The organism is Streptomyces sp. PH9007 (genome assembly GCF_059813725.1).
Map to the genome: position 1 here is coordinate 3,053,010 of NZ_CM187440.1, position 26,857 is coordinate 3,079,866.

Consider the following 26,857-nt stretch of genomic DNA (forward strand, 5'->3'; position numbering starts at 1 on the left):
TATGACACAGCAGGAGGCACCCGCGCCACCGCTCAGCCCCGAGCTGGCCCGCCGGATGCCCCGGCTGCTCGCCGCCATGACCTCCCTGGGCGGCGATGTGGCGCTGCCCACCCTGCTGGAGCGGATCGTGGGCACCGCCGCAGAACTGGCCGGCGCCCGGTATGCCGCGCTGGCCGTGCTGACCGACGACGGCGAACGCGTCGGCGAGTTCGTCACCCACGGCCGTGACCCCGGCATCCCCGGCCGCGACCAGCTCCTGTCCGAACTGCTGGAACGCGGCGGCCGGCCCCTGCGGCGCGCGGAGCCCGACGACAACGCCCCCATGATCGGCGTCCCCATCCTGGTGCACGGGGCCGGCTTCGGCGGCCTGTATCTGGCGGACAAGCCCGGCGGGGAACCGTTCACCCCCGAGGACCTCCAGATGCTCCGCATCCTGGCCACCGAGGCGGGCATCGCGGTCGGCAACGCCCGGCTGTACGAGGCGGTGCGCCAGCAGGCCCGCTGGATGGACGGCAGCGTGGAACTGTCCGCCTCCCTGCTGGCCGAGGACGTGGACAACGCGCTCGCGGTCGTCGCCGAGCAGGCCAGACGGCTCGCCGACGCCGACGCGGGCCTGGTGCTGGTGCCCACCGAAGAACCCGGGACGGTCCTGGAGGTGGTCGCCGCCAGCGCCTCCCCCGGCGGCCCGCCGCTGATCGGCAGCGCGCTGCCCGTCGACGCCGAGACCGTCGCCGGTCTGCTCTCCGGCGAACCAGTCTTCATCGACGACGCCGCCACCGACCCCCGGCTCACCGCCCCCCGCTTCGCCGAACACTTCGGCCCCTGCATGCTGCTGCCCCTCACCAGCGGCGACAAGACCCTGGGCGCTCTCGGCCTGCCCCGGGCCCCCGGCGCCGAGGTCTACTCCGTACCCGAGCGGGCGATGGCCACCCAGTTCGCGCAGCAGGCGGCGCTCGCCCTGGTGCTGGCGCAGGCCCGTTCGGACCGCGAGGCGCTCGCGGTGTACGAGGACCGCGACCGGATCGCCCGCGACCTGCACGATCTGGTGATCCAGCGGCTCTTCGCGGTCGGCATGCTGCTGGAGGGAGCCCGGCGCGCCGCACCCGAGGGCGCCTCCCAGGACACCGATGAACGGCTGGCCAAGGCGGTCTCCGAACTCGACGCGACCATCCAGGAGATCCGCACCACTATCTTCGCGCTCCAGCAGCACCCGGACGAGGCGCACGCCGGACTGCGCACCCGGGTGCTGCGGGAGACCGGCACCGCCGCCCAGGGGCTGGGTTTCGCCCCGTCGGTGTCCTTCACGGGGCCGGTGGACACCCGGGTGGGGGAGGGCGTCGCCCAGAACCTGATCGCCGCGCTGCGCGAGGCACTGTCGAACGCGTCCCGGCACGCGGAGGCCGGCCGGGTGGAGGTGACGGTGGACGCCACCGTCACCCTGTCGGACGGCCGGGAGGCGGTCCGGCTGACGGTCGCGGACGACGGCGTCGGCCTCCCGCCCGAAGGCGCCGCACGGTACAGCGGCCTGCGCAATCTCATCGACCGGGCCACCGCGCTGGGCGGCTCGGCCGACCTCGGCCCGGGCCTGTCCGACCGGGGCCTCGCCCTGGTGTGGCAGGTGCCGCTGTAAGTGACAGCCGATCACCCGTGCGGGTACGGTCGCGCCCATGGTGATCGGGCGCACAGTGGTGATCAGTGGCGGCGGCACGGGCATCGGCCTGGCCACGGCGGAGGCGTTCGCGCGCGGGGGCGACACCCCGGTGCTGATCGGGCGCCGCGCGGACGTGCTGGAACGGGCGGCGGAGCGGATCGAGGGGGCGGTGCCGGTACCGGCCGACCTGACGGACCGGGCGCAGGTGGCGCGGGCGGCGGCGGTGATCGGGGAGCGGTTCGGCACGGTGGACGTACTGATCCACAACGCGGGCGGGCTCGCACCGGCTCCTCCCGGTGACGGGAGCGACCCGCTGGTGGCGGCGGCGCACGAGTGGACCGAGTCCTTCCGGATCAACACCCTGACGGCGGTGCTGCTGACCGAGGCGCTGCGGGACCGGCTGGCCTCACCGGGCGGACGGGTGCTGTTCGTGTCCTCGATCGCCGCCCTGCGCGGCTCCGGGGCCGGCGGCTACGGCGGCAGCAAGGCGGCCCTGCACCCCTACGCCTTCGACCTGGCACGGCGGTTCGGGCCGCGCGGCGTCACGGTCAATGTGGTGGCGCCGGGGCTGATCGACGACACGGAGTTCTTCGGCGGCGGCATGTCGGAGGAGCGGCACCGGGCGCGGGTGGCCGAGACCCTCAACGGCCGGGCGGGCGAGCCAGGTGATGTGGCGCAGACCCTGCACTGGCTGGCCTCACACGCGGCCGGGCACATCACGGCCCAGGTCATCCAGGTCAACGGCGGCGCGGAGCGCGGTCGCTAGGGTTTGACGGCCAGGCCGACGACCAGCAGCTGCTGCCAGATCGTCAGCGACGAGCGGTGCTCCAGCGCGGGCCGCCACTCGGCGGCGGGGCGGATGCCGGGCTCCAGGATGTCCAGGCCCTCGAACAGCGCGGATATCTCCTCGTCCGTGCGCCAGCGGCCCCGGCCGAGCGACCCCTGGAGCAGCCCCTCCAGCTTCGCCGACTCCGGGTCGCGGCGGCTGCGGAAGTGGCTGATGAAGAAGTAACTGCCGGAGGGCACGGCCTCCCGCCAGAACCGCATGACGCCGTACGGGTCCTCGTCGTCGTTGAGGTGATGGAGCACGGCGGAGAGGATGACGCCGACCGGCCGGTCGAAATCTATGAGCCGCAGGAGGGCGGGGTCCTCCCTTATGGCACGGGGACGGCGCAGGTCGGCCTGGATCACGACGGTGTGGTCGTTCTCGGCGAGCAGCGCCCGGCCGTGGGCGAGCACGATGGGGTCGTTGTCGACGTACACCACGCGCGCCTCGGGGGCGTGCCGCTCGGCGACCTGGTGCACGTTGTCGGCGGTGGGCAGGCCGCTGCCGAAGTCGATGAACTGCCGGATCCCCGTCGTACCGGCGATGTCCCCGATGGCCCGTACCAGCGCCTGCCGGTTGTCGATGGCCATCTGGACGGCGCCGGGCAGTTTCACGATGAACTCGTCGCCGAACTCCCGGTCGACGGCGTAGTTGTCCTTGCCGCCGATGAGGTAGTCGTAGGTCCGCGCGATGCTGGGCCGGCTCAGGTCGATCCCCGGGATGGCCTCGTCGCTCATCGCAGTGTCCCTCCGCCGCCGTCGTGGTGAGTGCCCGTCAGCTTAATGCTGAGCAGGCTGGGGCGGGAGGGGTGCGGTCAGGGCCGGGAGGATCGTCCGGCGCGCCGTCCCCGCCCTCCGAAGTCTGGAGGAATGCCGGAGGTTCCGGCACCGGGGGTCTTCCCGTTCCCGGACGTCCGGGTGGGTCACCGGGCGGGGCGGGGCTGCGGGACGGCGTGCCGGGGCGGGTTGATCAGGGTGATCTGGCGCACCAGTTGGTGGAAGGCCACCAGCGCGGAGATCGGCGGCAGCCCGGCGACGGCCAGATCGGTGACCGTGTTGGGGGCCTGCTCGACGCAGAGGTAGACCGCGAGGCCGGAGAAGAAGATCACCACGGCCCAGGAGTGGGCGGCCCGGCGCTGGTGCAGGGCGGCCCGCACGATCGACAGGGACGCGACCAGCCACGGCCCGTAGATCAGCACCGGCCACCAGCCGGTGAGCCCGCTGGCGGCGGTCGGGGAGACCATCTCGCGCAGCGGGACGTAGGAGATGAGGCCGCCGAGAATGCTGAGCATGGCGGCGATGACGGTGAGGCACGCGGCGATGAGCAGACTGCTCCAGCGCAGCCACTGCACCGGGCCGGGCCGGCTGGGCAGCGGGACGCGCCGCCGGGGCCGCCGGTGGCGGGCGCTGGGATCGCCCGCGTCGGGGACGGGGGCGGCGTGCGCCGGTGCGTGGTGGCGGGGGGTCGGCTGGGGGGCGGCGGCGGTCTGCAGGAGCTGGGCGAGATCGCCGTCGAACTGCCAGCTCCCTTCGCCGTTCCGCAGCAGGTGCTGGGTGTCCTCCGCCTCGTACAGGACCGATCCGTAAGGGGGTTCGGGGTGGGCCGAGGGATTCTGTGGAGTCATACTCCGCCAACGACACTGCATTTGGCCTCGATGCGTGGCATTGGAGTGAATGTCCAGTTTATTTATTAATGAAACGATGAATGCCATGGCTTATCTCGGAATTGCGGCTGAATATCCCACTCCCGGGTGAACTTCAGTTCGTTCGGAGCAACATGGCGGAAAGGCACGCTTACCGTACAAACATGAATGATCAGCAGCCCCAGCCGGTACCGCGCCACGAAGCCATCGACATCGGCGACTTCGTCTTCGCGGCGACCGGGGCCCGCGCCCGGCGGCTGACCACCCCGGAGGGCGAGCACTGGTTCCCGGCGGCCGACGTGTGCCGGGAGCTGGGCTACACCACCACGCGCAAGGCCCTGACCGATCACGTCCCCGAGCGGTTCCGCCGGCCGCTGGCAACTGTGACCGGAGGTCACAGTTCTCGCAACATCGCAGGTCAGAACTGGCGGAGGAATTTGCAGATGGTGAATCTCCAGGGGCTGCTGTTCCTGGTGACCGGCTGCACCAAGCCCACCTGCGGGCCCTTCAAGGAGTGGATGCTCGACGTCATCGTCACCATCCAGCGCGAGGGTTCCTACTCCCTGCCCGCCGCCGAACTCCAGCCCGCCGCCCCCGGGGCCCCCGTCGTGTACGCCATGCCGCCCCAGGTCGCCGACGCGATCGTGCGGCTGGAAGAGCGCGCCCTGCGCGATGACGCGGCGCTTGCCGCCGTGCAGCGCGAGGCGAACGCCGCGCGGCGGGAGATGGCGGATGCCCTGCGGTCCGTCGCCGACGTGCTCGGCGGCATCCGTGACCGGCTCGGCCCCGCACCGTCACCGGTACCCGCACCACGGGTGCCCCGGCAGCGTACGGCGCCCCGCCCGCGGGGGCGGGGCGCCGAGGAACTGCTGGCCGGCTGGCGGGAGCGGCTCACGGTCACCGACGACGTGTGGGCCGTCGCTGTGCTGCTCGCTCCCGCCCTCGTCACCGACGGCCAGGTCAACTGGTCCGTCGACGAGATCGCCGCCCGCACCGGCCTCAGCTCGGCCCGGGTGCACGACAGTCTGCGTTTTCTGCTCAGGCGGCACTGCATCCGCCAGATCGGCATTCTGCACAACGCACCGGTGTACGCGCTGCACTGACCGGCGCCGGCCGGAACGCGCCGTGCCCGTCAGCTCCCGTCGGTCTCCGCCAGCGGCAGGTACACCCGGTTCCCGGCCTGCGCGAACTCCTCCGATTTACGGTCCATCTCGGCCCTGATGTCGTGCGAGATCTTCATCGAGCAGAATTTCGGCCCGCACATCGAGCAGAAGTGCGCCGTCTTCGCCGGCTCAGCCGGCAGGGTCTCGTCATGGAAGGCCCGCGCCGTGTCCGGGTCGAGCGCCAGATTGAACTGGTCCTCCCAGCGGAAGTCGAACCGCGCCTGCGACAGCGCGTCGTCCCACCGCTGCGCCCCCGGATGGCCCTTCGCCAGATCCGCCGCGTGCGCCGCGATCTTGTACGTGATCACGCCGGTCTTCACATCGTCCCGGTCCGGCAGCCCCAGGTGCTCCTTCGGCGTCACGTAACACAGCATCGCCGTGCCCCACCATCCGATCATGGCCGCACCGATCGCCGACGTGATGTGGTCGTACGCGGGCGCGATGTCCGTCGTCAGCGGCCCGAGCGTGTAGAACGGCGCCTCCTCGCAGATCTCCTGCTGCAGGTCCACGTTCTCCTTGATCTTGTGCATCGGGACATGCCCGGGGCCCTCGATCATGGTCTGCACGTCATGGGACTTGGCGATCCGGTTCAGTTCGCCCAGCGTCCGCAGCTCCGCGAACTGCGCCTCGTCGTTGGCGTCCGCGATCGACCCCGGCCGCAGCCCGTCCCCAAGCGAGAACGTGATGTCGTACGCCCGCAGGATCTCGCACAGTTCCGCGAAGTGCGTGTACAGAAAGCTCTCCTCGTGGTGCGCCAGGCACCACGCCGCCATGATCGAGCCGCCGCGCGAGACGATCCCCGTCGTACGGCGCGCCGTCAGCGGTACGTACCGCAGCAGCACCCCGGCGTGCACGGTCATGTAGTCCACGCCCTGCTCGGCCTGTTCGATCACCGTGTCGCGGAAGATCTCCCAGCTCAGCTCCTCCGCCCGGCCGCCGGTCTTCTCCAGCGCCTGGTACAGCGGCACCGTGCCCACCGGCACCGGGGAGTTGCGCAGCACCCACTCCCTGGTGGTGTGGATGTCCTTGCCGGTCGACAGGTCCATGATGGTGTCGGCGCCCCAGCGCGTCGCCCAGCGCATCTTCTCCACCTCCTCCTCGATGGAGGAGGTGACGGCGGAGTTGCCGATGTTGGCGTTCACCTTCACCAGGAAGTTCTTGCCGATGATCATCGGCTCGGCCTCCGGGTGGTTCACGTTGGCCGGCAGCACCGCCCGGCCCGCCGCGATCTCCTCGCGCACGAACTCGGGGGAGCGGTCCTCCCGGATCGCCACGTACTCCATTTCCTCGGTGATCTCCCCGCGCCTGGCGTACGCCAGCTGCGTCAGCCCGTCCGCGGGGCGCCGCCGCGCGGCCCGTTCGGCCAGCCATCCGGCGCGCAGCGCCGGCAGTCCGCGCCGTACATCCGTGGTCACCTCCGGGTCGGTGTACGGACCCGAGGTGTCGTACAGCGTCACGTCCCGCCCGTCGGTGAGGTGCACGCGCCGCACCGGCACCCGCAAGTCCGGGCGCGATCCCGTGACATATCCCTTGTGCGATCCGAGCACACGTGTGTCCTGCTTGGTCATGATGACCCAACTCCCTACGCCGGCATTACCCGGTACCAGGTTCGGCGGTCGGCGCAGCTCGTTCAGCGCCCTCTCAGCCCCGTGCTCGGAGCTCCCGCGATGTCACATAATCGCCGCCTACGCTAACGGTTCCCCGGCCCGGCTGAACAGTGCGCCCGGGATTCTCTTGCGATGATCGGCGCGTGACAGACACCCATGGACACAGCCACGGCCACAGCCACAGCCACGGGCCGCCGCCCCCCGTCTCGGCCCATCTGCGGCGGGTCATAGCGGCCGTGCTGATCCCGTTCGCGGTGGCGGTGGCGGGCGGTCTGCTCCTGCTGTGGCCCGGTGGCGCCCCCACCGCGGGCGACGAGCACACCGGCGTCGGCTTCGACCAGCAGTTCGAGGAGGCGAAGGTCACCGGCGTCGAGGAGCAGGACTGCGCCGAGCTCGGGGTGCAGGTTCCGCGCGGCGTGGAGGGACAGTGCGCCCAGGCCACCATCGAGGTGACCACCGGCCCGCACACCGGCCGTACCTTCCAGGAGGTGGTGCCCCCGGACGCCACGCAGAAGTTCCACGCCGGGCAGAAGGTGATCGTGGCGTACGCGCCCAACGCCCCCGAGGAACTCCAGTACAGCGTCTCCGACGTCGACCGGAAGTTCCCCATCCTCCTGCTGGCCGCCGTCTTCGCCGTCGCGGTCGTCCTGGTGGGGCGGATGCGCGGGCTGCTGGCGCTGATCGGCCTGGTGGTCAGCTTCGGGCTGCTGACGCTGTTCATCCTCCCGGCCATCCTGCACGGCTCGAACCCGCTGCTGGTGGCGGTGATCGGCGGCAGCGCCATCATGCTGGTGACGCTCTACCTGTGTCACGGTGTCAACGCCCGCACCTCGGTGGCGGTGCTCGGCACACTCATCTCGCTGGTGCTGATCGGCCTGCTGGGCTCGCTGTTCACCGCTTGGGCGCATCTGTCCGGCAACACCGACGACCAGACCGGCCTGATCCACGCCCTCTACCCCGGCATCGAGATCCGCGGACTGCTGCTGGCCGGCATCCTCATCGGATCGCTCGGCGTCCTCGACGACGTCACCGTCACCCAGACCTCGGCGGTGTGGGAACTCAAGGCGGCCGAGCCGGACGCCGGCTGGCTCAAGCTCTACCGGGCGGGCATGCGCATCGGCCGGGACCACATCGCCTCGGTGGTCAACACCCTGGTGCTGGCGTACGCGGGAGCCGCGCTGCCCCTGCTGCTGCTGTTCACGGTGGCCAACGCGAGCGTGGGCACCGTGGCGTTCAGCGAGCTGGTGTCCGAGGAGATCGTACGGACCCTGGTCGGTTCGATCGGCCTGGTCGCCTCGGTACCCGTCACCACCGTGCTCGCGGCGCTGGTGGTGAGCGCCGACCGGCCCGCGGGGGACGGGCCGGACGGCGGCACGGCTCCTACCAACCGCCGCCGGAGGAGGAGGAAGAGGTGAACTTCCGCACGATGAAGATCAGCAGCGCGATGAGTGCCGCGCAGACCAGGATCTTGAACATCAGACTCATCAGCCACGTGAGCACCGAGGTGATCAGCCCGCCGAAGACCACCAGCACGATGGCGGGGATGGCGACCCAGCGCACCCACCACGGCAGTGACCTGAACAGTTCTTTCATGACGCACGGCTCCTCACATCCGCTCTCCGACATCCCCCGGCACCGTCATGTCGATGCTAAGCGGGCCCGTGGGCGGACGGGAGGCCCCGCGGCCCCGGTCCTCCCCTGACCGTCCCCCGAGGGAACCCTGAGGTCCACGGGCCCGGAGGTCACCCTTCGGGCGGAGAGAAGATGACCATCACCCGCAGATCTTCCGTGATGTGGTGGAACTTGCACGGGGTGTGCGCCGGGACGTAGACGATGCTGCCGCGCGCCACCCGGGTGGTCTCCCCACCCACCGTGACCTCGGCATGACCGCTGACCACGAAGTTCAGCACGTCCTGCCGCTGCGGCCCCTGCGAATCCGTGTCGCCCACATTGAGCGCGTACAGCCCGGCCGACATGCTGCGCTCACGGAGAAACCGCAGGTAGGCGCCGTTGTGGGCGGTTCGCTCCGCCTCCAGCTGATCCAGCCGGAACTGCTTCATCGCCTCGCACCCCTTGCCCGGCCCATGGCCCGGTCTGCAACGATCTCCTGCATGAAGAGCATCCTGTTCAAGTTCATCGCCAACGCCGTGGCGCTCCTGGTGGCGGTATGGCTGGTCAGCGGCATCACTCTCGGCGACGGGGAGACGACCACCGGCGGCAAGGCCCTCACCCTCATCCTCGTCGCGCTGATCTTCGGCCTGGTCAACCTCGTCGTCAAGCCGATCGTGAAGGTTCTGGCCTTTCCGCTGCTCGTCGTCACCCTGGGGCTGTTCACCCTGGTGATCAACGCGCTGATGCTGATGCTGACCGGCTGGATCGCCGGGGACTCCTTCGAGGTCAACGGCTTCGGATCAGCCGTGCTCGGCGGTCTGATCATCTCCATCGTGTCGTGGGCCGTCAATCTCATCCTGGACCGGGACTGACGAACCGGCCATGACCACGCGCGCCGCGCGCGGGGGCCCGTCCGCTCCGTCCGCGCGCCGGCGTCCGCCCCTCGCCGACGGGCTGGGCCTCCCGTCGGGGCGGGCCCGGGGAACAGGCACCGCGGAACGCCGGTAACGGGGCGGTGCTGCCGCCCCTCCCGCCGGCCCCGGGGCCACCGGACGGGGGTACCTCCCGGCCTCCCCCGGACTCCGTCCGGGGGGAGCCCCATGGCTGGGGCAGGATCGAGGGCGCCCCGCCCCACCCGCTGGCCCAGGCCGGCACAGCACTCCACGGAAAGCAGCACCACCCATGAGCCACCCCCCCATCACCGGACCCGGCGACGGAACCCGCTCCGTCCACGCCGGCCTGCCCGCCCCGCGGCCCGGCAAGCCCGCGCTGCCGGGGCCGGTCTTCGCCGCCCACTACCACCTGCCGGGCGACCCGGCCGAGGCCACCTACGGCTACGGCCGCAACGCCAACCCCACCTGGACCGCGCTCGAAACCGCCCTGGCCGAGCTGGAGTCGCCCGACCGGGAGGCGCACGCCGTCGTCTTCGCCTCCGGGATGGCCGCCACCTCCGCCGTACTGTTCACCCAGCTGCGGGCCGGCGACACCGCCGTGCTGCCCACCGACGGCTACCACGGCACCTCGGGCCTGATCCCGCGCCTGGAGGCGTTCGGCATCCGCGTCACCACCGTGCCCACCGGCGGCCCGCGGCAGTACGCGGCGCTCGACGGCGCCCGGCTGCTGTGGACCGAGTCCCCCTCCAACCCGGGCCTCGATGTGTGCGACCTCGCCGCGCTCGCGGACGCCGCCCACGCGCACGGCGCGCTGCTCGCCGTCGACAACACCCTCGCCACTCCGCTCGGTCAGCGCCCCCTGGAACTGGGCGCGGACTTCTCCATGGCCAGCGGCACCAAGGCGCTCAGCGGCCACGGCGATCTGCTGCTCGGCTACGTGGTGACCCGCGACGCGGAGGCCGCCGAGGCGCTGCGCGGCTGGCGGGCCGCCATCGGCGCCATCCCCGGCCCCATGGAGACCTGGCTCGCCCACCGCAGCCTGGCCACCCTCCAGCTGCGCGTGGACCGGCAGGCGAGCAACGCGCTGGCCGTCGCCACCGCGCTGCGCGCCCGCCCCGAGGTGACGGGACTGCGCCACCCCGGGCTCCCCGACGATCCGGCGCACGCCCTCGCCACCCGCCAGATGCGGCGCTTCGGCTGCGTGGTCTCCTTCACCCTCCCCGACCGCGACACGGCCGAACGCTTCCTCGCCGCCCTGCGCATCGTCGACAACGCCACCAGCTTCGGCGGCGTACGCTCCACCGCCGAGCGGCGGGCCCGCTGGGGCGGCGACGACGTCCCCGAGGGCTTCATCCGGCTGTCGGTGGGCATCGAGGACGCCGCGGACCTCGTGGCCGATCTGACGGCGGCCCTGGACCACGCGACCGGCTGAGGTTTCGTACCGGGCGGTACGGGCGACAAGTACCCGCATGACCGATGCACGGCCCGTGGTCAAACGCACCGCCCGCGCCATCCTTCTGACCGCGGACGACACCGAGCTGATCGTGATCAAGCGCACCAAGCCGGGCCAGCCGGCGTACTGGATCACCCCGGGCGGTGGCGTCGAGTCCTCCGACGCCACCGTGCTCGACGCCCTGCACCGCGAGGTGTTCGAGGAACTGGGCGCCAAGATCACCGATGTGGTGCCCGCGTTCGTCGACACCGTTCCGCACCTGCCCGAGCCGGGCGAGACCACCCCGCCGGGGCTGAAGGTGCAGCACTTCTTCGTCTGCCGACTGGCCTCCATGGACCCGGCGCTGCGGCACGGACCCGAAGTGACCAATCCGTGCGGCCGGTACGAGATCGTGCGGCTGCCGTTCACCCCGCAGGGGCTCGCCGCCGTCGACCTCGTCCCGGCAACCCTGCTGGCCTATCTCACCCGCAACATCGCCGGAATGCGGGCGCTCCTCGCCCGCGACCTGGGCTGAGCGGCGAGACGCCCTAGCCGAACCAGCCCGCGCCCGGGTCCTGCGGAGCGCGCCGCTCGGCCTCGGCCAGCGCCCGTTCGGCCGCTTCCTGCCAGTCGTGGGGGCGCGGCGGCGGGACGGGCACCGAGGGCGGCGGCAGCGGCAGTTCGGACTCCGCCGGGACGAGCGGCGGCGGTACGGCGGCGGGCAGCGGCAGCGGCGCGGGCGGCGGTACGGGTCCGGCGGCGGGCGGCGGTACGGGGGCCGGTGGCGGCACGGGAGCCGGGGCGGCCACCGGGGCGGGCAGCGGCGCCGGTACGGACGGCGCGGCCGACGCGCCCGGCGCCGGTCCCGTACCCGGGCCCGCCCCGGCCCCCCTGGCCTCGCCCGCCCCGCGGGCCTCGCGCGCCTGCCGGGCGGCCCCGAAGAAGTCGCCGCCCTTGCGCCGGTAGTCGTCGCTCCCCCACGCCCGCGCCGTGCGCTTGGGCGCCTTCACCAGATGCGGTATGTGCTTGGCGCAGTGGATGTACGCCTCCTCCACGTCCACCCGTACCCACAGCTCCGCCCTGCGCCCCGGTGCCGTGTCGCGGGGCAGTTCCGGGTGCAGCGCCCGCAGTTCGGCGTCCGGCACGATCCGGGCCCGCCCGTTGATGTGCAGCCCGATCCGCGCCCGGTCGAAGTCCATGAGCAGCATTCCGGCGTGCGGGTTCTCGGTGATGTTGCCCATCGAGGCGTGCACCCCGTTGCCCCGGTACTCCGGGTAGGCCACCGCCCGGTGGTCCAGTACGTGGATGAACCCGGCAGGGCCGGCCCGGAAGGTGCTGTCGCACTCGCCGTGCCGGTCGGCGGTGGCCAGGAAGAACATCTCCGCCCTGGCCACGAACTCGCGCATCCGCTCGTTGAGATGATCGAGGAGCTGCTCCTCGTAGAAGCGGTCGGCCCGGTGTTCGCTGCCCAGCTGCCGCTGCAGTTCGTGCTCTCCGTCGCTGCCGGGCAGGCGCGCGCCGTCATCCCCGTGATTCATGATCGATCCGACCTTGCGTCGTGCTGGTCACTGCCGGCGTGCTCACGCCCCCGGGGACATCCCCGCGGCGGCCAACGTACCCGTGAAGTCGTGCCGTATCCGCCGCTCCTCGATTCCGGCGGACACCAGCGCGGCGACGCTGTGCCGGATCATCTGCGGCGGTCCTGACAGATAGCCGTCGAACTCGGGCCACGGACCGTACTCCTTGACCGCCTCCGGCAGCTGCCCGGCGAAGCCGCGGGTCGCGTACTGCGCGACCACCGGGCGCACCGACAACCAGGGGTGCCGCCGCTCCAGTTCGAGGAAGGTGTCCAGTTCGTACAGGTCGGTGTCCCGGTTGGCGCCGAAGAACACCTCCATGCGGCGCTGTCTGCCGCGTTCGGCGACATCCTCCACCAGTGCCTTGATCGGGGCGATGCCCGTCGAACCCCCCACGCACAGCAGCCCGCTGTCGGAGGTGTGGTCGATCGTCATCGCGCCCTCGGGCGGTCCGAGCCGGATCACGTCGCCGCACTGCGCCCGGTGCACCAGGGCCCGCGAGACCCAGCCGGCGGGCACCGCCTTCACATGGAACATCAACAGCCCGTCGGGGCGCGGTGAGCAGGCGAAGGAGTACTGCCGCCACTCGCGCGGCCACCACGGGGTCTCCATGGCGGCGTACTGGCCGGCGCGGTACGGGTAGGGCTGGTCGGGCCGTACGGTGACCACCGCGACGTCGGCGGTGCGCGCCTCGTGGGCGACGATCTCCGCGTGCCACCAGGCGGGGGCGCGCAGTTCGTCGTCGGCGGCGGCGTCGATCATGATCTGGGAGATGGCGGTGTAGGCGCGCACCCAGGCGGCCTCCGCCTCCTGGCCCCAGGTGCGCGGCGCGAACCGCTCCAGGGCCGTCATCAGGCACTCGCCGACGGCCGGGTAGTGCGTGGAGCGGGTGCCGTACTTGCGGTGGCCGCGGCCCAGTTGCATCAGGTAGTCGGTCAGGGTGACCGTGTCGTCTATGTGTTCCGCCGCCTTGAGCAGCGCGCCGAACAGCCGGTCGCGCTGGGCGTCCATCGCGGGCGGGAACATCTGCCGCAGGTGGGGGTGGTTGACGAAGAGCAGGGCGTAGAAGTACGAGGTCACCTCGTCGGCCGCCGGCTCGATCTCCGCCAGCGTGCGCCGGATCACCACAGCGTCGGGGGACGGTCGGCGCCCCTGCTGGAATCCTGTGGCGGCGGTGCCGTCCTCGGCCGGTATCGCGGTCATCTGCTCTGCCTCGCCTCGATCAACTCCCGGTGGCACAGCGGGTCGGTGTGCGCACCGGGGCCGGGTGGTGAGCCGGAAATTCCGGCTTCGAGCCCCCGAACCTCATGAACTGAGCGGCTGGCCGTCGCCCAGCAGGCGACACCGACCCTACCGTTATAGGGACGAGACACAACCCCCTTCCTGTGCCGCGATGGCCGGTCCGAAGGGGTTTTCTAGACTCGGTGGCATGAACATCACCATGAGATACGCGACGAGCGAGGACATTCCGGAGATCGTCGCGATGCTCGCCGACGATCCGCTGGGCGCGGCCCGCGAGAGCCCGGACGACCTCAAGCCGTACGAGACGGCCTTCGAACGCATCGCCGCCGACCCGAACCAGCATCTGATGGTGGCCGAACCCGCGGACGTGGCGGGCCAGGTCGTGGGCACCCTGCAGCTGTCGGTGATCCACGGGCTCTCCCGCCGGGGCGCCTCACGGGCGCTGATCGAGGCGGTGCGGGTGCACGCCTCGCAGCGCGGCAGCGGGCTCGGTACCGAGATGATCGGCTGGGCGGTGGCGGAGGCGCGGCGCCAGGGGTGCGCTGTGGTGCAGCTCACCTCCGACGCCACGCGGGTGGACGCGCACCGGTTCTACGAGCGGATCGGGTTCGAGGCGAGCCACCTCGGCTTCAAGATGACGCTGGGCGACTGATCCGGCGCGGCGGCCCGCCTCCGCCCGCGCCGCCCGGACCGGTTGGACGGGGCGGGGCTCACAGCCCGCCCCAGCCGCCGGGGTCGGCGCCGCCGGGGGTGGGGGCAGCGGGGTCGTAGGGGGTGCGGGTGAAGATGAAGCTGCCCAGGTCGAGATGGGGCGCGGGTCCCTCGGGAACGGCGTGCAGCGTCTCCCCGGCGTAGTACCCCTCCAGGCCCTTCCAGCGCCGGCTGTCCCCGTCCACCGGGCGGAACCGCGAACCGCGCCCGCCGCCGTTCGCCGGGGCGAGGGTGAGGGTGCGTCCGGCGAGCAGCCGCAACGTGTAGGGGATGGTGCCCCAGTACCAGGTGCCGGTCAGGTCGAGCAGCCACGGTTCGGCGTCGGCGGCCGGCATCGGCCGCCAGGGGGCGGGCAGGACCGGCTCGCGGTCGGCGACCTCGGCCAGCAGCGCGGCGGCGAGCGCGCCGGTCCCGACGCCCGAGGTGGCGTTGGCGAACGCGACGGCCACCAGGCGCTCCTCGGGGCAGGTCCACAGCCCGGCGGTGAACCCCGGCATGGAGCCGCTGTGTCCGGCCAGCACCCGGCCGTCGTCCAGGGCCAGTTGCAGGCCCAGGCCGTAGGAGGACTCCCACTGCGGGTCCTGCGGGGCGACGGCGGGGACGCGCATCTCGGCGAGGGTGCCGGCGTCCAGCACCCGCTCGTCGCCCTCCAGCAGGAAGTGGCCGAAGAGACCCAGATCGGTGACCGTGGACCACAGCTGTCCGGCCGGGGCCATCCGCCCGGTGTCGGTGAGCGGCTCCGGCTGCACGGCGTCGGCGTACGGGTGCACCGCCCAGCCGCGCGCGTACGGGGCCTGTGGCAGCGCGGTGGTGCGGGTCATGCCCAGCGGCCGGAGCACTTCCTCGCGCAGCACCTCCTCGAAGGGCGCGTCGCGCAGCCGCTCAACGAGGGCGCCGAGCAGCGCGTACCCGGGGTTGGAGTAGTGGTACAGGCGTCCTGCGGGGTGCTTGTCCGGTGTGTCGCCGAAGATGTCGGCGAGTGCGGGGCGCAGGGCGCCGTCGGTCCGTTCCCACCAGGGGCCGCGTGCCTCGGCGGCGAGGCCGGCGGAGTGCGAGAGCAGCTGGGAGAGGGTGGCGTCGCCGGCGTACGGGGCGTCGGGCAGATGGGTGCGCAGCCGGTCGCCGAGGTCCAGCAGTCCGGCGTCGCGCAGCCGCAGGACGAGGACGGCGGCGAAGGTCTTGGTGATCGAGCCGATGCGGTACTGCCGGTGTGCGTCGGCGGCGCCCTCGCCGTGCGCGCCGTGCCACACCGCGGTGCCCTCCCGTACGACACCGGCGACCACCGAGGGCGCCCTGCCCCGGGCCTGGGCGGTGGCGACCCGGTGACGCAGGGCGCGGCGGGTCTCGGGCAGCAGCTGGTGATCATCGGTCATGGCGTCACCCTGCCACCGGTGCGGCGCGGGGAGTAGTACGCCGGACCTCGCGCGGGCGGGGGAGGCGCCGGGACCGGCCGGGCGGGCAGGGCGGCGGGGCGGCGGGAAAACCGGTCGCGGCGAACGCGTGCGGCGGGTAAGCCTGGACGGCGTGCCGACCTCATCACTCACGCTGCCCGTCCGCCGTCTCACCCGTGCCGATCTGCCGGCGGCCCTGGACCTGGCCGCCGACCGGTCCTGGACCCGGGAGGCGCACAAGTGGCGGCTGCTGCTGAGCGCCGGAACGGGGTACGGGATCGACGCCCCGGCCGATGACCCGGTGGGCGGCCTGATCGGGGCGTTCGTCCTGACCCCCTACCCGGGGTACCGGTGCGTCAGCATGGTGCTGGTCGCGCGGCGCCACGAGCGGCGCGGGCTCGGGGAACGGCTGATGCGGCACGCGATCGCCGAGTCGGGGGACGCGGTGCTCTTCCTGAGCGCGACCGACAACGGCCGTCCGCTGTACGAGAAGCTGGGCTTCACGGCAGTGGGAGCGGTGACCACGCTCCGAGGCCCGTTCACCGGCGGGGAGACCGGCCAGGACGACGGGCGCCGGGACAACGGGCGCGGCCCGGACGGGGTGCGGGTCCGGCCGGCCACGGCGGCCGACATGCCGGGGCTGACGGCCCTGGACCGGCCGGTGTTCGGTACCGACCGCACCGGACTGCTCGCCCGGCTGCCGTCGTTCGCCGACCGGCTGGCGGTGGCGCAGGCCCCGGACGGGCGGCTGACCGGTTACGCGGCGTCCTGGCCGAACGTCACCACCACGGTGATCGGCCCGGTCGTGGCGCAGGACCTCCGCACGGCGCAAGCCCTGATCTCCCACCTCGGCGCGGCGGCCACGCTGCCGCTGCGGTACGACGTGGACGACCGCCACCCCGAGTTGGCCGGCTGGCTGCGCTCCCGTGGCCTGTCGGGCGACTTCCGGTGCGCGCTCATGGTGCGCGGCGCCGCTGACCTGCCCGGGGACATCAGCCGCCGGTTCGCACCGTACTCGGTGGCGCTGGGCTGAACCGGGCGGCGGCGGACCGCCGTTCCAGCGTGGCGGCGAGGACCGCGAGCCCGAGGGCGGCGGTGGTCATCGCCGCGCCGACGACATTGGGCGCGGTGTCGCCGAGTCCGCCCGCGATCACCAGGCCGCCGAGCCAGGCGGCGAGCGCGTTGCCGAGGTTGAACGCCCCGATGTTGACGGCCGAGGCGAGGGTCGGCGCCTGGGCGGCGTGGTCCAGGACCCGTTTCTGCAGCGGGGCGACGGTCGCGAACCCGAACCCGCCGATGAGCAGCAGGGTGAGCGCGGCGCCCGCCTTGTGGTGGGCGGTGGCGGTGAACAGGGCCAGCAGCACGGCGAGGCCGCCCAGCGACACGTACAGCATGGGCAGCAGCGCGCGGTCCGCGTACCGGCCGCCGATCAGGTTGCCGATGACCATGCCGGCGCCGAAGAGCACCAGCAGCCAGGTCACGCTGCCCGGGGCGTATCCGGCGGCGCCGGTCATCATCGGTGCCAGGTAGGTGATGGCGGCGAAGACCCCGCCGAAGCCGAGCACGGTCATGGCCATCGCCAGCAGCACCTGGGGGTCGCGCAGCGCGGCCAGCTCGCCGCGCAGCCCGCCGGCCGGTGCCGGGACCGGTGCCCCGTCGCCGGCCGGTTCCCCGACCCGGTGCGGCACCAGGGCCGCCACCCCGGCGAGGGCGATGACCCCGATCCCGGCGATCACCGCGAAGGTGGCCCGCCAGCTGACCTGCTGGCCCAGCCAGGTGCCCAGCGGGACGCCGACCACATTGGCGACGGTGAGCCCGGTGAACATCAAGGAGATCGCCCCGGCGCGTTTGTGCGGCGCCACCAGCCCGGCCGCCACGATCGCGCCGATGCCGAAGAACGCCCCGTGCGCCAGGGAGGCGACCACCCGTCCGGCGAGCATCACGGCGAAGACGGGGGCGGCGGCGGACAGGGCGTTGCCGGCGATGAACAGCCCCATGAGCGCCATCAGCATCCGCTTGCGGGAGACCCGGGCCCCGGCCACGGCCAGTACGGGCGCCCCGATCACCACGCCCAGGGCGTAGCCGGTGGCGAGGTATCCGGCGGTGGGGATGGACACCGAGAAGGTCTCGGCGACCTCGGGCAGCAGGCCCATGATCACAAACTCGGTGGCACCGATGCCAAAGGCGCCGATGGCCAGCGCGAGGAGCGCGAGTGGCACGGGGTCCCTCCGATTTATTGCATGCAGACAACCTTTAACGGCTTGGACAATAATTGCAGACGCGGGATATATGCAAACGCCGACTCTTGCGGAGGTGAGCTAACCTGGGCACGGCAACCGCCGCCGTGGAAGGAGAGGCCCGATGACGCGCCCCGACCAGAGCCTCAGCCAGGGCTGGTGCGCCCTGTCCGCCCTGCACGGCCGCATCGAGACGGCCATCGAACGCGCCCTCCAGGCCGCCCACGACCTGAGCGTGCGCGAGTACTCCGTCCTCAACGTCCTCGTCCAGCAGCACGAGGGCACCGGCGGTCACTACCGGATGAACGAACTCGCCGAGGCCGTCGTCCTCAGCCAGAGCGCCACCACGCGCCTGGTCAACCGCCTGGAGGACCGCGGCCTGCTCACCCGGTACCTGTGCGCGGACGACCGCAGGGGCATCTACACCGATGTCACCGAGGCCGGCCGGGCCCTCCTGGACCGGGCCCGCCCCACCAACGACGCCGCCCTGGACCGGGCCCTCACCGAGGCCGCGACCCACCCCGAACTGGCCCCCTTGGTCACCGCCCTCCGCGACCACGCCCGGCGCTCCAGCACCCCGGCCGCCACCCCGGCCTGAGCCCCGGCCCCCGGCGTCGCGCCACCCCGGCCCACACGCCCGGCTACGCCCCGGCGCGCCGCACCTCGCGCAGCGGGGCCGAGCACAGCGCCCCCACACCCGTCACGGCCACCGCCAGCGCGCACCCGGCCAGCACCACCCCCACCGGTATGTGCTCGGCCGCCGCACCCAGCGTCAGATTCATCAGCAGCAGCGACCCGGTCTGCACCATCGTCAAAATCGCCTGCACCCGGGAGAGATGGGACTCCGGCGCCGCCGTCAGAATCAGCGGCGCCACATGCGCCCCGAACAGCCCGTTCCCGGCCCCCACCAGCAGCCCGGCGACCACCGCCACCACCGGCGACGCCACCAGCCCCAGCACCGCGATCCCCCCGCCCGCCACCAGCAGCCCGACCCCCGCCGCGACACCGGGCCGCGCCGCGCCCCCGCGCCGCAGCACCACCAGCGACACCGCGACGATGCCCAGCGCCTGCGCACCACTCACCAGACCCACCGGCTCCACGCCCCAGCCCTGCTCCCGCGCCAGCAGCGGCACCAGCAGCGCCACCACCGGCAACAGGAACGCCGCCGCCACCGACACCACCCCCAGGGACACCCGCAACAGCCGGTCCCGCCACGCCAGCCGCAGCCCGTCCGCGATGTCCCCCAGCATCGAGCCCCCGGCCCCGCGCCCGGCACCCTCCCCGGCGAACCGGCCCCGTATCCCCACCAGCACCGCCAGCATCAGCGAGAACGTGCCCACCTGCACCAGCGCCACCCCGGACAGCCCCGCCCGCGCCACCAGCACCCCGCCCAGCGAGCCGCCCGCGAACATCGTCAACTGCACCCCCGTCTGCCGCAGCGCCAGCGCCCGCGGCAGCACCGCCGCCCCCACCAGCCGCCGCGGCATCGACCCCGAGGCCGGCAGATAGAACGCGTCCACCACCCCCGTCAGCAGCGCGGCGGCCAGCAGCAGCCACACCGGCGACCCGAACCGCCACGCCGACAGCGCCACCGCCAGCGACACCAGCACCATGGCGAGATCCCCCGCCACCATCACCCGCCAGGCACCCGCCCGGTCCCCCAGCGCGCCGCCGACCAGCAGCAGCGCGAAGCGCGGCAGATTGACGGCGGTCAGCACCGCACCGGCCACCATCCCCCCGTGCGCCGAGGCGGCCCACCCCAGCGCGAAGAACATCAGACTCGTGCCCAGCATCGACACCAGCGCACCGGCCAGCCACACCCGGTACACCCCGGGCAACCGCACAGCGGGAGCGGCACCGGCCGGATCGTCGGGATCGGTGGGAACGGTGGGATCGGTGGCATCGGGCGCGGTGGACGTCGGGGGAGCGGTCATGCCCCAGACCGTAGGGCGGCGCACTGACAACCCGACCCGGCGGCGGGAAAGTTATCCACAGAACCCCGAATTCTGTGGACAATCAGACCGGACCGGCACCCCGACCGCACGTGTCCGTTTCCTTCAAGACCCCCGCCACACCCCCGCCTACGCTGCCCGCATGGCACCACGATGCGACCTCATCGGACTGATCACCGACGACCTCAGCGCCTCCCTCGCCTTCTACCGGCGACTCGGCCTCGACATCCCCGACACCGCCCCCGACACCCCCCACGTCGAGGCCCTGCTCCCCGGCGGACTGCGCCTGGCCTGGGACTCCGTCGCCACCATCACCTCCTTCCAGCCCGACTGGACCCCACCCCGCGGCGGACAGCGCATCAGCCTCGCCTTCCTGTGCGACAGCCCCGCCGAAGTCGACTCCCTCTACGCCGAACTCACCGCCACCGGCCACCCCGGCGCCACCCCGCCCTGGGACGCCGTGTGGGGCCAGCGCTACGCCACCGTCCTGGACCCCGACGGCAACCACATCGACCTGTTCGCACCCCTCGGCTGACCCCACCGGCCCCACGCCGCACACCACGCCGCAACCCGCACCACCACCCCCGCGCCCACCCCGTACCACGCCGCGATCATGCCCATCCCGCCGCACACCACCGCATTACAGTGCACCGCATGACCGCACTCCAGGGAAAAACCGCCGTCGTCACCGGAGGCTCACGCGGCATCGGCCGGGCCGTCGTGGAACGACTCGCCCGCGACGGAGCCCATGTCGTCTTCAACTACGCCCGCAGCGAGGCGGCCGCCGCCGAGGTCGTCGCCGCCGTCCAGCGCTCCGGCGGCCCCGGCAGCGCCCACGGCATCCTCCTCGACCTCACCAGCCCCGGAGCCGCCGAGGAACTCCTCGACCAGGCGACAAGGTTGCACAGCACCCCCGACATCATCGTCAACAACGCCGCCCTGTCCTTCCCCCCGACCCCGCTCGCCGAGACCGACCCGGCCGCCTTCGACGCGGTCATGACCGTCAACACCACCGCCGTCTTCCGCACCCTGTGCCACGCCGCCCGCCACATGCCCGACAACGGCCGGATCATCAGCGTCTCCTCCCTCAACACCACCCGCCCCGCACCCGGCATCGCCGCGTACGCCGCCAGCAAGGGCGCCCTCGAACAGCTCACCGCCGTCGCCGCCCAGGAACTCGGCCCCCGCGGCATCACCGTCAACACCGTCTCCCCGGGCGCCACCGACACCGACATGCTGCACGGCACCAACCCGCCCGAGGCCCTCGAACACGTCGCCGCCCTCACCCCCCTGCGCCGCCTGGGCACCCCCGCCGACGTCGCCGACGTCATCGCCTTCCTCGCCGGCCCCGACGGCCGCTGGATCACCGGCCAGAACCTCCACGCCACCGGCGGCCTGACCTGACCCACCCTCACCCGCCCTCATCCGCCCAACGCCGCCACCACCTCCCGCGCGGCAGCCCACTCCCGCTCCCCACCGAGCCAGTCCGCCGCCAGCACCATCCGCACCGCCGTCCCCAGCCGCACCGTGTCCCCCTCACCGCCCAGATCCCCCAGCTGAGCGGGCAACAGCAGAGCCAGCGCCCGCGACTCGCCACGCTCCCCCAGCGACGCCACCAGCTCACCCAGCGGACCCGCCACCGCCTCCGGCCGCACCACCCCCGCCCCCGTACGCCGCAACCCGCCCGCCACCGCGATCCGCAGCCAGTTCCCGTACGCGTCCTCGCTCAGCACCCCGGCATGCCCGGCCGCCCGCTCGAAATGCGCCCGCGCCCTCACGCCGTCCCCCGCCTCCTCGTACCCCTGCCCGAGAGCGGCGTGCAGCGACGGATAGAACCCCGCCACCCTCGCGTCCCCGACCGCGTCCGCCAGTTCCAGACACCGCAGGTTCCAGCGCAGCCGCTCCCCGGCCGTGGTCCGCGTCCGCGCCACATAGTGCGCGGCCACGCACCGCTCATAGTCGTCCGACGCCACCTCCCAGGCCCGCAGGAACAGTTCACCGTCATCGTTCGCCATGCCCCGCGCACACAGCCGCACCACCGGGTTCTCAGGATCCATCACGCACCGGCATCACCAGCGTCGTGAAACTGCCCTGGTCCGCCGAGCGCACCAGCACCGGACCGCGCCCCGGCTCCCCCAGCTCCAGCAGCACATCGGGCCCCACCGCCGACTCCACCGCCCCGGCCAGCACCACCGGATCGAACGCCACCCGCACCCCGGGCCCCGTGACCAGCGCCGGCACCCGCACCCCACCGACCGTCAGCCCCTCCTCCCCCGCCGTACGGACCACCACCGGCCCCGTATCCCGCTCCAGCGCCGCACGCAGCGCCACCCGGTCCGCGATCACCCGGTGCCGTACCGGCTCAAGACCCTCCAGCACCAGCCGGTACGCCGGGAACTCCCCCTCCGTCAGGGACACCTCACGCACCCGCTCCCCGTCCCGCACCCGCGCCCGACCCGCTCCGGACACCTCCAGCACCACCTCACCGGCACCCCGCGCCCACTCCGCGACCTCCCGCAGCTCCACCGCCTCCACCAGCAGCGGCCCCGGCCACGCACCGGTCACCGTCCGGGCCCGCAGCGTCCGCACCGACAGCCGGTACCGGTCCGTCGCCACCAGCCGCACCTCCTCCCCGGCCGCCTCGACCAGCACACACCGCAACAGCGGATGCCCGGGATCGGTCGCCGGCACCACCTGCCGTACGGCACCCGCCAGCTCCGCACCGCCCAGCACGACCCGCGCCGGCACCGCCCCCGGCCACTCCCGCAACACCTCGGCGAACACCGCGCCCGCCGCCCGCGCCTCCTCCCGGGTACGCCGCTGCCACTCCTCCAGCACCGCACGCCCCCGCTCGGCCGGACCGTCCAGCACCACGGCGGCCTCCACCAGCGGCAGCCCCGCACCACGCAGCCGGCGCAACAGCACCGCACGCTCCGCCTGACCCGGCGCGTACCGCCGGTAGCCCGTCACCGCGTCGACCTCGGCCGGCGGCAGCACCCCGCAGTCGTCGTAGAAGCGCAACGCGCTGGGGCTCAGCCCGGCCAGCCGGGCGAACGCCCCGATCCCGAGCAACATCTCGTCCTGGTCCTCGTCCATGCCGCTCATGCTGAGCCTTCAGCCAACCCGAGGGTCAAACCCCGCCACCACGACACCCCGGCCCCTTGCCCTGACGCCGACGTCAACGTTTACCGTCACCGACATGCGCATCAGTGAAATCGCCGAACGGGCCGGGGTCAGCACCCGCACCCTGCGCTACTACGAAGCGCGCGGCCTGCTCAACGCCCCGCGCGCCGCCAACGGATACCGCGTCTACGACGACGCCGACCTGGAACTGGTACGCCAGATCCGCACCCTCCAGGAATCCGGCTTCGGCCTGGAGGAAACCCGCCCGTTCGTCGAATGCCTGCGGGCGGGCCATCCGCGCGGCGACTCCTGCCCCGACTCGCTCGACGTGTACCGCAGGAAGCTCGCCGAGATCGACGCGCTCATGGAACGGCTGCGGGCGGTACGCGCCGAGGTGAGCGAGCGGCTGCTGCGCTCCGCGACGGAACCGAAATGCCACCTGGGAGGCTCACCATGAAAACCGGGCTCGCCGACGTCACCGACGCCACCTTCGCCGAGGAGGTCCTGGCGGCGGACCTTCCCGTCCTGCTGAAATTCACCGCCGACTGGTGCCCGCCCTGCCACCAGCTGAGCCCGGTCCTGGCCGCGATCGCCACCGAACGGGCCGGCGAACTGAAGGTCGCCGAACTGAACGTCGACCACAACCCCGCGACGGCCGCCGCCTACGGCGTGCTGTCGGTCCCCACCCTGATCCTCTTCCGCGCCGGGGAACCCGTGACCTCCCTGGTGGGCGCCCGCAGCAAGCAGCGCCTGCTCCAGGAACTCGACGGCCGGTAGCCACCGGCTGCGCCGGGCGGGGCGGCCGGGGCCGCAGGGCTCAGAACCCGCCCTCCATGTTGACGAAGCGCGAGTAGTGGCCCTGGAACGCCACCGTGATGGTGGCCGTGGGGCCATTACGGTGCTTGGCCACGATCAGATCCGCCTCGCCCGCCCGGGGGGACTCCTTCTCGTAGGCGTCCTCCCGGTGCAGCAGGATCACCATGTCCGCGTCCTGCTCGATGCTGTTGTGGATGTTGATGCCATTGGCGATGAAGTTGTGGGTCCCGGGCACCGTCGCGTCGAAGACCTCACGTTCTCCCAGGCTCCGCACCGAGACGACCTCGTCCCAGAACACATCACTGGTGGCCAGCAGTTCGAGATCCTCGGCCCGCAGCACCTCCGCGACCCGGCCCAGCCTGCCCCGGCTCGGGGCACTGCGGTAGAGCGCCGAGCCGTTGTAGCGCACCCCCAAGGCGCTCTGGAACGCACGGGTGCTCATGTGCTCGACGCCCATCAGCGCGCGGACGGTGCCCCAGACCTCCTTGGGAACCGTGTCGATGTTGGTGTTCATCCGGACGTCGCGCAGTCGCTCGGCGGCCGTCACGACATGCCGTGCCCGGGCCCCATGGACGCCCACCCGCTCCAGGAAGCGGCGCTGGTCCTCCACCCCGGAGATGTCCAGGGTCCAGCCCGGACGGCCGGGGGAACCGGTCACCGAGCGCAGACGGGCGCGAATGTCCAGACGCAGCAGCAGCAACTGCAGGTCACGGGCCAGTCGCTCGCTCGTCGTCGCGTAGTACACGCGCACCGCTCCCGAGCGCGACACGGTCACCGAACCGTCGGTGGCCCACAGGTGGCGCAGGAAGAGCCTCAGCTGCTCGTCCGGCAGGGCGAAGATCCCGCCCGGCAAGAACTTCTCATGAGAACGCTTGCCGTAGAGACCGAAGCCGTCGAGCCACTCCGCGATCGGGTTGCGGCGCCCACGCCCGGTCAGGTGCGGCGAGGGCAGGTACAGGTGCCACCAGCTGTCCTGCCGCACCAGCCGCGGAGTGATACCGAAATGCGCCGCGGCCTCCTTCACCGCGGTCAGATTCGCCTCGTCGTTGCTCGTGTAATGCACGGGCTGGCGCGGCGCGACACAGCCGTCACCGATCAGATGGGCGAGCATGATCAGCTCAGCCTCGGGCCATTCCCTCGTGTGCTGCGGCACGCCCGTCCCGCGCGGCACCGCGATCCGCGAACCGGGCGACAGCTCGCCCAGCGGTCGCCAGCCGTCGTACATGAGGAACGGGTGGTTCGCGGTGGCGTCGATCTCCCGCCCCGAGGCGAGCGTCAGCCGGAAGACTTCCTTGACTCCGCTGGAGAACACATGGGTCATCGGCCGGCGGACCAGTCGCAGTTGCTCGTCCAGCGACCACACGGGGAAGCCGCGTTCGCCGCTCTCCATCAACTCGGCGATCGTCACCTCCGCGCCGGTGTCGGCGCGCAGGATTCTGGTCTCGGCCGTGACACAGCCCGATTCACGCAGGTCGGAGACCATCGGCTTCTTGTCGGTGCGCTGCTCGGGGCCACGGTTCAGCTGGGAGAGCGCGATCACCGGGACCTCCAGCTCCTTCGCCAGCAGCTTCAGGTTCCGGGACATCTCCGAGACCTCCTGCTGCCGGCTCTCCGGCCGGCGGCTGCCGCCGGATTGCATCAGCTGGAGATAGTCGATGACGACCAGCCGCAGGTCGTTGCGCTGCTTGAGCCGCCGGCACTTGGCGCGGATCTCCATCATCGAGAGGTTCGGCGAGTCGTCGATGTACAGCGGCGCGTCGTTGACCTCCGTCATCTGCCGTGCCACCCGGGTCCAGTCCTCGTCCGTCATGCTGCCCGACCGCATGTGGTGCAGCGCCACCCGCGCCTCGGCGGACAGCAGACGCATGGCGATCTCGTTGCGCCCCATCTCCAGCGAGAAGATGACGCTCGGCAGTTTGTGCTTGATGGAGCACGCGCGTGCGAAATCCAGAGCGAGCGTCGATTTGCCCATGGCCGGCCTGGCCGCGATGACGATCATCTGGCCGGGGTGGAGACCGTTCGTCAGGGAGTCCAGGTCGGTGAAGCCGGTGGGGACGCCGGTCATCTCGCCGCTGCGGGCGCCGATCGCCTCGATCTCGTCGAGGGCGCCCTCCATGATGTCGCTGAGCGGCAGGTAGTCCTCCGACGTCCGCTGCTCGGTGACCTGGTAGACCTCCGCCTGCGCGGTGTTGACGATGTCGTCGACGTCGCCGTCCGCCGCGTATCCCATCTGGGTGATGCGGGTGCCGGCCTGCACCAGGCGGCGCAGCACCGCCTTGTCGTGGACGATCTCCGCGTAGTACAGGGCGTTGGCGGCGGTGGGGACCATCTGCACGATCGAGTGCACATAGCCCGCGCCGCCCACCTTGGCGAGTTCGCCGCGCTTGGTCAGCTCGTTGGCGACGGTGATGGGGTCGGCCGGCTCGCCCTTGGCGTACAGGTCGAGGATCGCCGCGTAGATCGTCTCGTGGGCGGGCTTGTAGAAGTCGGCGCCGCGCAGTGTCTCGACCACGTCGGCGATGGCGTCCTTGGACAGCAGCATGCCGCCGAGCACCGACTGTTCTGCGCGGACGTCCTGGGGCGGGACGCGTTCGAAGGCGGTGGAGGACGCGCCGTCGTCCGGGCCGGAGCCGTGGCCCTGCCCCGCCCCGGGGCCGCCGCGGGCCGGCGGCGGCCCGTCGCCCGACGCCGCATCGTCCCAGGGGGGTTCACCGTGCTCGAAATCGGCCACCGACCCCACCTCCTCCCGGACCCGTTGTACGGCCCGGCTCCGACATTTCCGTACCGAGCGCGGACCTACGCTACGGCAGTCGGCCGGTGGTCGGGACAGCCGGGGGAGGGCTCCGCCGGACAAGTTATCCACAGGCTATGTGGATTTCAGATCGCACCCTGTGGATAAGCCGGGGCTTCCTGTGGACAAGGTGCGGCGCCCTCCTGCCACCACCCGTTCATGATCCACTTCGCACCCACTCTGACCTGGGCG

Annotated in this window: 27 protein-coding genes and 1 riboswitch; of the genes, 14 read left to right on the plus strand and 13 right to left on the minus strand. The window is 72.3% G+C overall.

The annotated features are described in order from the left end of the window. Position 1: 1 nt before the first annotated feature. Entirely contained in the window at positions 2-1,630 is a 1,629-nt protein-coding gene (locus ACTFAP_RS13865) for a sensor histidine kinase (protein WP_500469276.1), read from the plus strand. A gap of 43 nt (positions 1,631-1,673) precedes the next feature. Next, complete coding sequence (locus tag ACTFAP_RS13870; protein ID WP_390118728.1) at positions 1,674-2,417, plus strand: SDR family NAD(P)-dependent oxidoreductase; 744 nt, start codon at positions 1,674-1,676, stop codon at positions 2,415-2,417. On the opposite strand, the gene ACTFAP_RS13875 is transcribed toward ACTFAP_RS13870, so the two are convergent. Further along, positions 2,414-3,214 carry an SAM-dependent methyltransferase gene (locus tag ACTFAP_RS13875; RefSeq protein WP_500469278.1) on the minus strand — a complete coding sequence of 267 codons (801 nt, stop codon included), beginning with the start codon at positions 3,212-3,214 and terminating at the stop codon, positions 2,414-2,416. The genes ACTFAP_RS13870 and ACTFAP_RS13875 overlap by 4 nt on opposite strands. Before the next feature lie 185 nt (positions 3,215-3,399). Next, positions 3,400-4,101, minus strand: a complete 702-nt coding sequence (locus ACTFAP_RS13880) for a DUF2637 domain-containing protein (protein ID WP_500469279.1) — start codon at positions 4,099-4,101, stop codon at positions 3,400-3,402. A 182-nt stretch (positions 4,102-4,283) separates the two neighbouring features. On the opposite strand from ACTFAP_RS13880, the gene ACTFAP_RS13885 reads away from it, so the two are divergent. After that, positions 4,284-5,222, plus strand: a complete 939-nt coding sequence (locus ACTFAP_RS13885) for a BRO-N domain-containing protein (protein WP_500469281.1) — start codon at positions 4,284-4,286, stop codon at positions 5,220-5,222. 29 nt (positions 5,223-5,251) lie between these two features. Here ACTFAP_RS13885 and thiC read toward each other — a convergent pair whose 3' ends face one another. Next, complete coding sequence (thiC, locus tag ACTFAP_RS13890; RefSeq protein ID WP_500469282.1) at positions 5,252-6,850, minus strand: phosphomethylpyrimidine synthase ThiC; 1,599 nt, start codon at positions 6,848-6,850, stop codon at positions 5,252-5,254. Further along, positions 6,845-6,958: riboswitch (TPP riboswitch) on the minus strand. Its footprint overlaps the gene before it by 6 nt. A gap of 74 nt (positions 6,959-7,032) precedes the next feature. Here thiC and ACTFAP_RS13895 point away from each other — a divergent pair. Then, positions 7,033-8,304 carry a YibE/F family protein gene (locus tag ACTFAP_RS13895; protein WP_500469283.1) on the plus strand — a complete coding sequence of 424 codons (1,272 nt, stop codon included), beginning with the start codon at positions 7,033-7,035 and terminating at the stop codon, positions 8,302-8,304. Here ACTFAP_RS13895 and ACTFAP_RS13900 read toward each other — a convergent pair. Together ACTFAP_RS13900 and ACTFAP_RS13905 are read right to left on the minus strand one after the other, a co-directional pair. After that, the gene (locus ACTFAP_RS13900) at positions 8,270-8,482 is read right to left on the minus strand and encodes a DUF5326 family protein (protein ID WP_030732470.1); all 213 of its coding nucleotides are present in this window, start codon (positions 8,480-8,482) and stop codon (positions 8,270-8,272) included. The two genes, ACTFAP_RS13895 and ACTFAP_RS13900, sit on opposite strands and share 35 nt — an antisense overlap. Positions 8,483-8,631: 149 nt before the next feature. Continuing rightward, complete coding sequence (locus ACTFAP_RS13905; RefSeq protein ID WP_390117929.1) at positions 8,632-8,949, minus strand: cupin domain-containing protein; 318 nt, start codon at positions 8,947-8,949, stop codon at positions 8,632-8,634. A gap of 51 nt (positions 8,950-9,000) precedes the next feature. Between ACTFAP_RS13905 and ACTFAP_RS13910 the strand changes: the two genes are divergently transcribed. From ACTFAP_RS13910 to ACTFAP_RS13920, 3 genes are all read left to right on the plus strand, one after another. Next, a complete protein-coding gene (locus tag ACTFAP_RS13910; RefSeq protein WP_390117928.1) occupies positions 9,001-9,372 on the plus strand; it encodes a phage holin family protein in 372 nt (123 codons plus the stop codon). A 310-nt stretch (positions 9,373-9,682) separates the two neighbouring features. Continuing rightward, positions 9,683-10,825 carry a cystathionine gamma-lyase gene (locus tag ACTFAP_RS13915; protein ID WP_500469284.1) on the plus strand — a complete coding sequence of 381 codons (1,143 nt, stop codon included), beginning with the start codon at positions 9,683-9,685 and terminating at the stop codon, positions 10,823-10,825. A 37-nt stretch (positions 10,826-10,862) separates the two neighbouring features. Then, on the plus strand, positions 10,863-11,360 hold the full coding sequence (locus ACTFAP_RS13920) for an NUDIX hydrolase (RefSeq protein ID WP_500469285.1): 498 nt from the start codon (positions 10,863-10,865) through the stop codon (positions 11,358-11,360). Between the two features lie 13 nt (positions 11,361-11,373). Here ACTFAP_RS13920 and ACTFAP_RS13925 read toward each other — a convergent pair whose 3' ends face one another. Further along, positions 11,374-12,363 (minus strand): pyridoxamine 5'-phosphate oxidase family protein, encoded by a 990-nt coding sequence (locus tag ACTFAP_RS13925; protein ID WP_500469287.1) that lies wholly within the window; start codon positions 12,361-12,363, stop codon positions 11,374-11,376. A 42-nt stretch (positions 12,364-12,405) separates the two neighbouring features. Continuing rightward, positions 12,406-13,605, minus strand: coding sequence for a globin domain-containing protein (locus ACTFAP_RS13930; RefSeq protein WP_495684791.1), 1,200 nt, complete (start codon positions 13,603-13,605; stop codon positions 12,406-12,408). A 226-nt stretch (positions 13,606-13,831) separates the two neighbouring features. On the opposite strand from ACTFAP_RS13930, the gene ACTFAP_RS13935 reads away from it, so the two are divergent. After that, positions 13,832-14,296, plus strand: coding sequence for a GNAT family N-acetyltransferase (locus tag ACTFAP_RS13935; RefSeq protein WP_495684792.1), 465 nt, complete (start codon positions 13,832-13,834; stop codon positions 14,294-14,296). Positions 14,297-14,354: 58 nt separating this feature from the next. Here ACTFAP_RS13935 and ACTFAP_RS13940 read toward each other — a convergent pair whose 3' ends face one another. Then, positions 14,355-15,728 (minus strand): serine hydrolase, encoded by a 1,374-nt coding sequence (locus tag ACTFAP_RS13940; RefSeq protein WP_495684793.1) that lies wholly within the window; start codon positions 15,726-15,728, stop codon positions 14,355-14,357. A 151-nt stretch (positions 15,729-15,879) separates the two neighbouring features. Between ACTFAP_RS13940 and ACTFAP_RS13945 the strand changes: the two genes are divergently transcribed. Further along, the gene (locus ACTFAP_RS13945; RefSeq protein ID WP_500469289.1) at positions 15,880-16,779 is read left to right on the plus strand and encodes a GNAT family N-acetyltransferase; all 900 of its coding nucleotides are present in this window, start codon (positions 15,880-15,882) and stop codon (positions 16,777-16,779) included. Here ACTFAP_RS13945 and ACTFAP_RS13950 read toward each other — a convergent pair. Then, a complete protein-coding gene (locus ACTFAP_RS13950; protein ID WP_495684795.1) occupies positions 16,739-17,965 on the minus strand; it encodes an MFS transporter in 1,227 nt (408 codons plus the stop codon). The two genes, ACTFAP_RS13945 and ACTFAP_RS13950, sit on opposite strands and share 41 nt — an antisense overlap. Positions 17,966-18,107: 142 nt before the next feature. Between ACTFAP_RS13950 and ACTFAP_RS13955 the strand changes: the two genes are divergently transcribed. Beyond that, positions 18,108-18,581, plus strand: a complete 474-nt coding sequence (locus ACTFAP_RS13955; protein WP_500469291.1) for a MarR family winged helix-turn-helix transcriptional regulator — start codon at positions 18,108-18,110, stop codon at positions 18,579-18,581. A gap of 43 nt (positions 18,582-18,624) precedes the next feature. Here the strand turns inward: ACTFAP_RS13955 and ACTFAP_RS13960 are convergent, their stop codons facing one another. Beyond that, positions 18,625-19,917 carry an MFS transporter gene (locus tag ACTFAP_RS13960; protein ID WP_500469293.1) on the minus strand — a complete coding sequence of 431 codons (1,293 nt, stop codon included), beginning with the start codon at positions 19,915-19,917 and terminating at the stop codon, positions 18,625-18,627. 160 nt (positions 19,918-20,077) lie between these two features. On the opposite strand from ACTFAP_RS13960, the gene ACTFAP_RS13965 reads away from it, so the two are divergent. Beyond that, the gene (locus tag ACTFAP_RS13965; RefSeq protein ID WP_400011545.1) at positions 20,078-20,470 is read left to right on the plus strand and encodes a VOC family protein; all 393 of its coding nucleotides are present in this window, start codon (positions 20,078-20,080) and stop codon (positions 20,468-20,470) included. Between the two features lie 119 nt (positions 20,471-20,589). Beyond that, positions 20,590-21,339, plus strand: coding sequence for an SDR family NAD(P)-dependent oxidoreductase (locus ACTFAP_RS13970; RefSeq protein ID WP_500469294.1), 750 nt, complete (start codon positions 20,590-20,592; stop codon positions 21,337-21,339). Positions 21,340-21,356: 17 nt separating this feature from the next. Here ACTFAP_RS13970 and ACTFAP_RS13975 read toward each other — a convergent pair whose 3' ends face one another. Both ACTFAP_RS13975 and ACTFAP_RS13980 read right to left on the minus strand, forming a co-directional pair. Then, positions 21,357-21,950, minus strand: coding sequence for a hypothetical protein (locus tag ACTFAP_RS13975; protein ID WP_500469296.1), 594 nt, complete (start codon positions 21,948-21,950; stop codon positions 21,357-21,359). Between the two features lie 31 nt (positions 21,951-21,981). Then, positions 21,982-23,031, minus strand: a complete 1,050-nt coding sequence (locus tag ACTFAP_RS13980) for a DNA polymerase III subunit beta family protein (RefSeq protein ID WP_500469298.1) — start codon at positions 23,029-23,031, stop codon at positions 21,982-21,984. A 103-nt stretch (positions 23,032-23,134) separates the two neighbouring features. On the opposite strand from ACTFAP_RS13980, the gene ACTFAP_RS13985 reads away from it, so the two are divergent. Continuing rightward, positions 23,135-23,515 (plus strand): MerR family transcriptional regulator, encoded by a 381-nt coding sequence (locus ACTFAP_RS13985; RefSeq protein ID WP_500469300.1) that lies wholly within the window; start codon positions 23,135-23,137, stop codon positions 23,513-23,515. Then, positions 23,512-23,835, plus strand: a complete 324-nt coding sequence (locus ACTFAP_RS13990) for a thioredoxin family protein (RefSeq protein ID WP_390117904.1) — start codon at positions 23,512-23,514, stop codon at positions 23,833-23,835. The genes ACTFAP_RS13985 and ACTFAP_RS13990 overlap by 4 nt, the downstream gene beginning before the upstream one ends. A 40-nt stretch (positions 23,836-23,875) precedes the next feature. On the opposite strand, the gene ACTFAP_RS13995 is transcribed toward ACTFAP_RS13990, so the two are convergent. Further along, positions 23,876-26,737, minus strand: a complete 2,862-nt coding sequence (locus ACTFAP_RS13995; protein ID WP_500469302.1) for a replicative DNA helicase — start codon at positions 26,735-26,737, stop codon at positions 23,876-23,878. Positions 26,738-26,857: the final 120 nt, after the last annotated feature.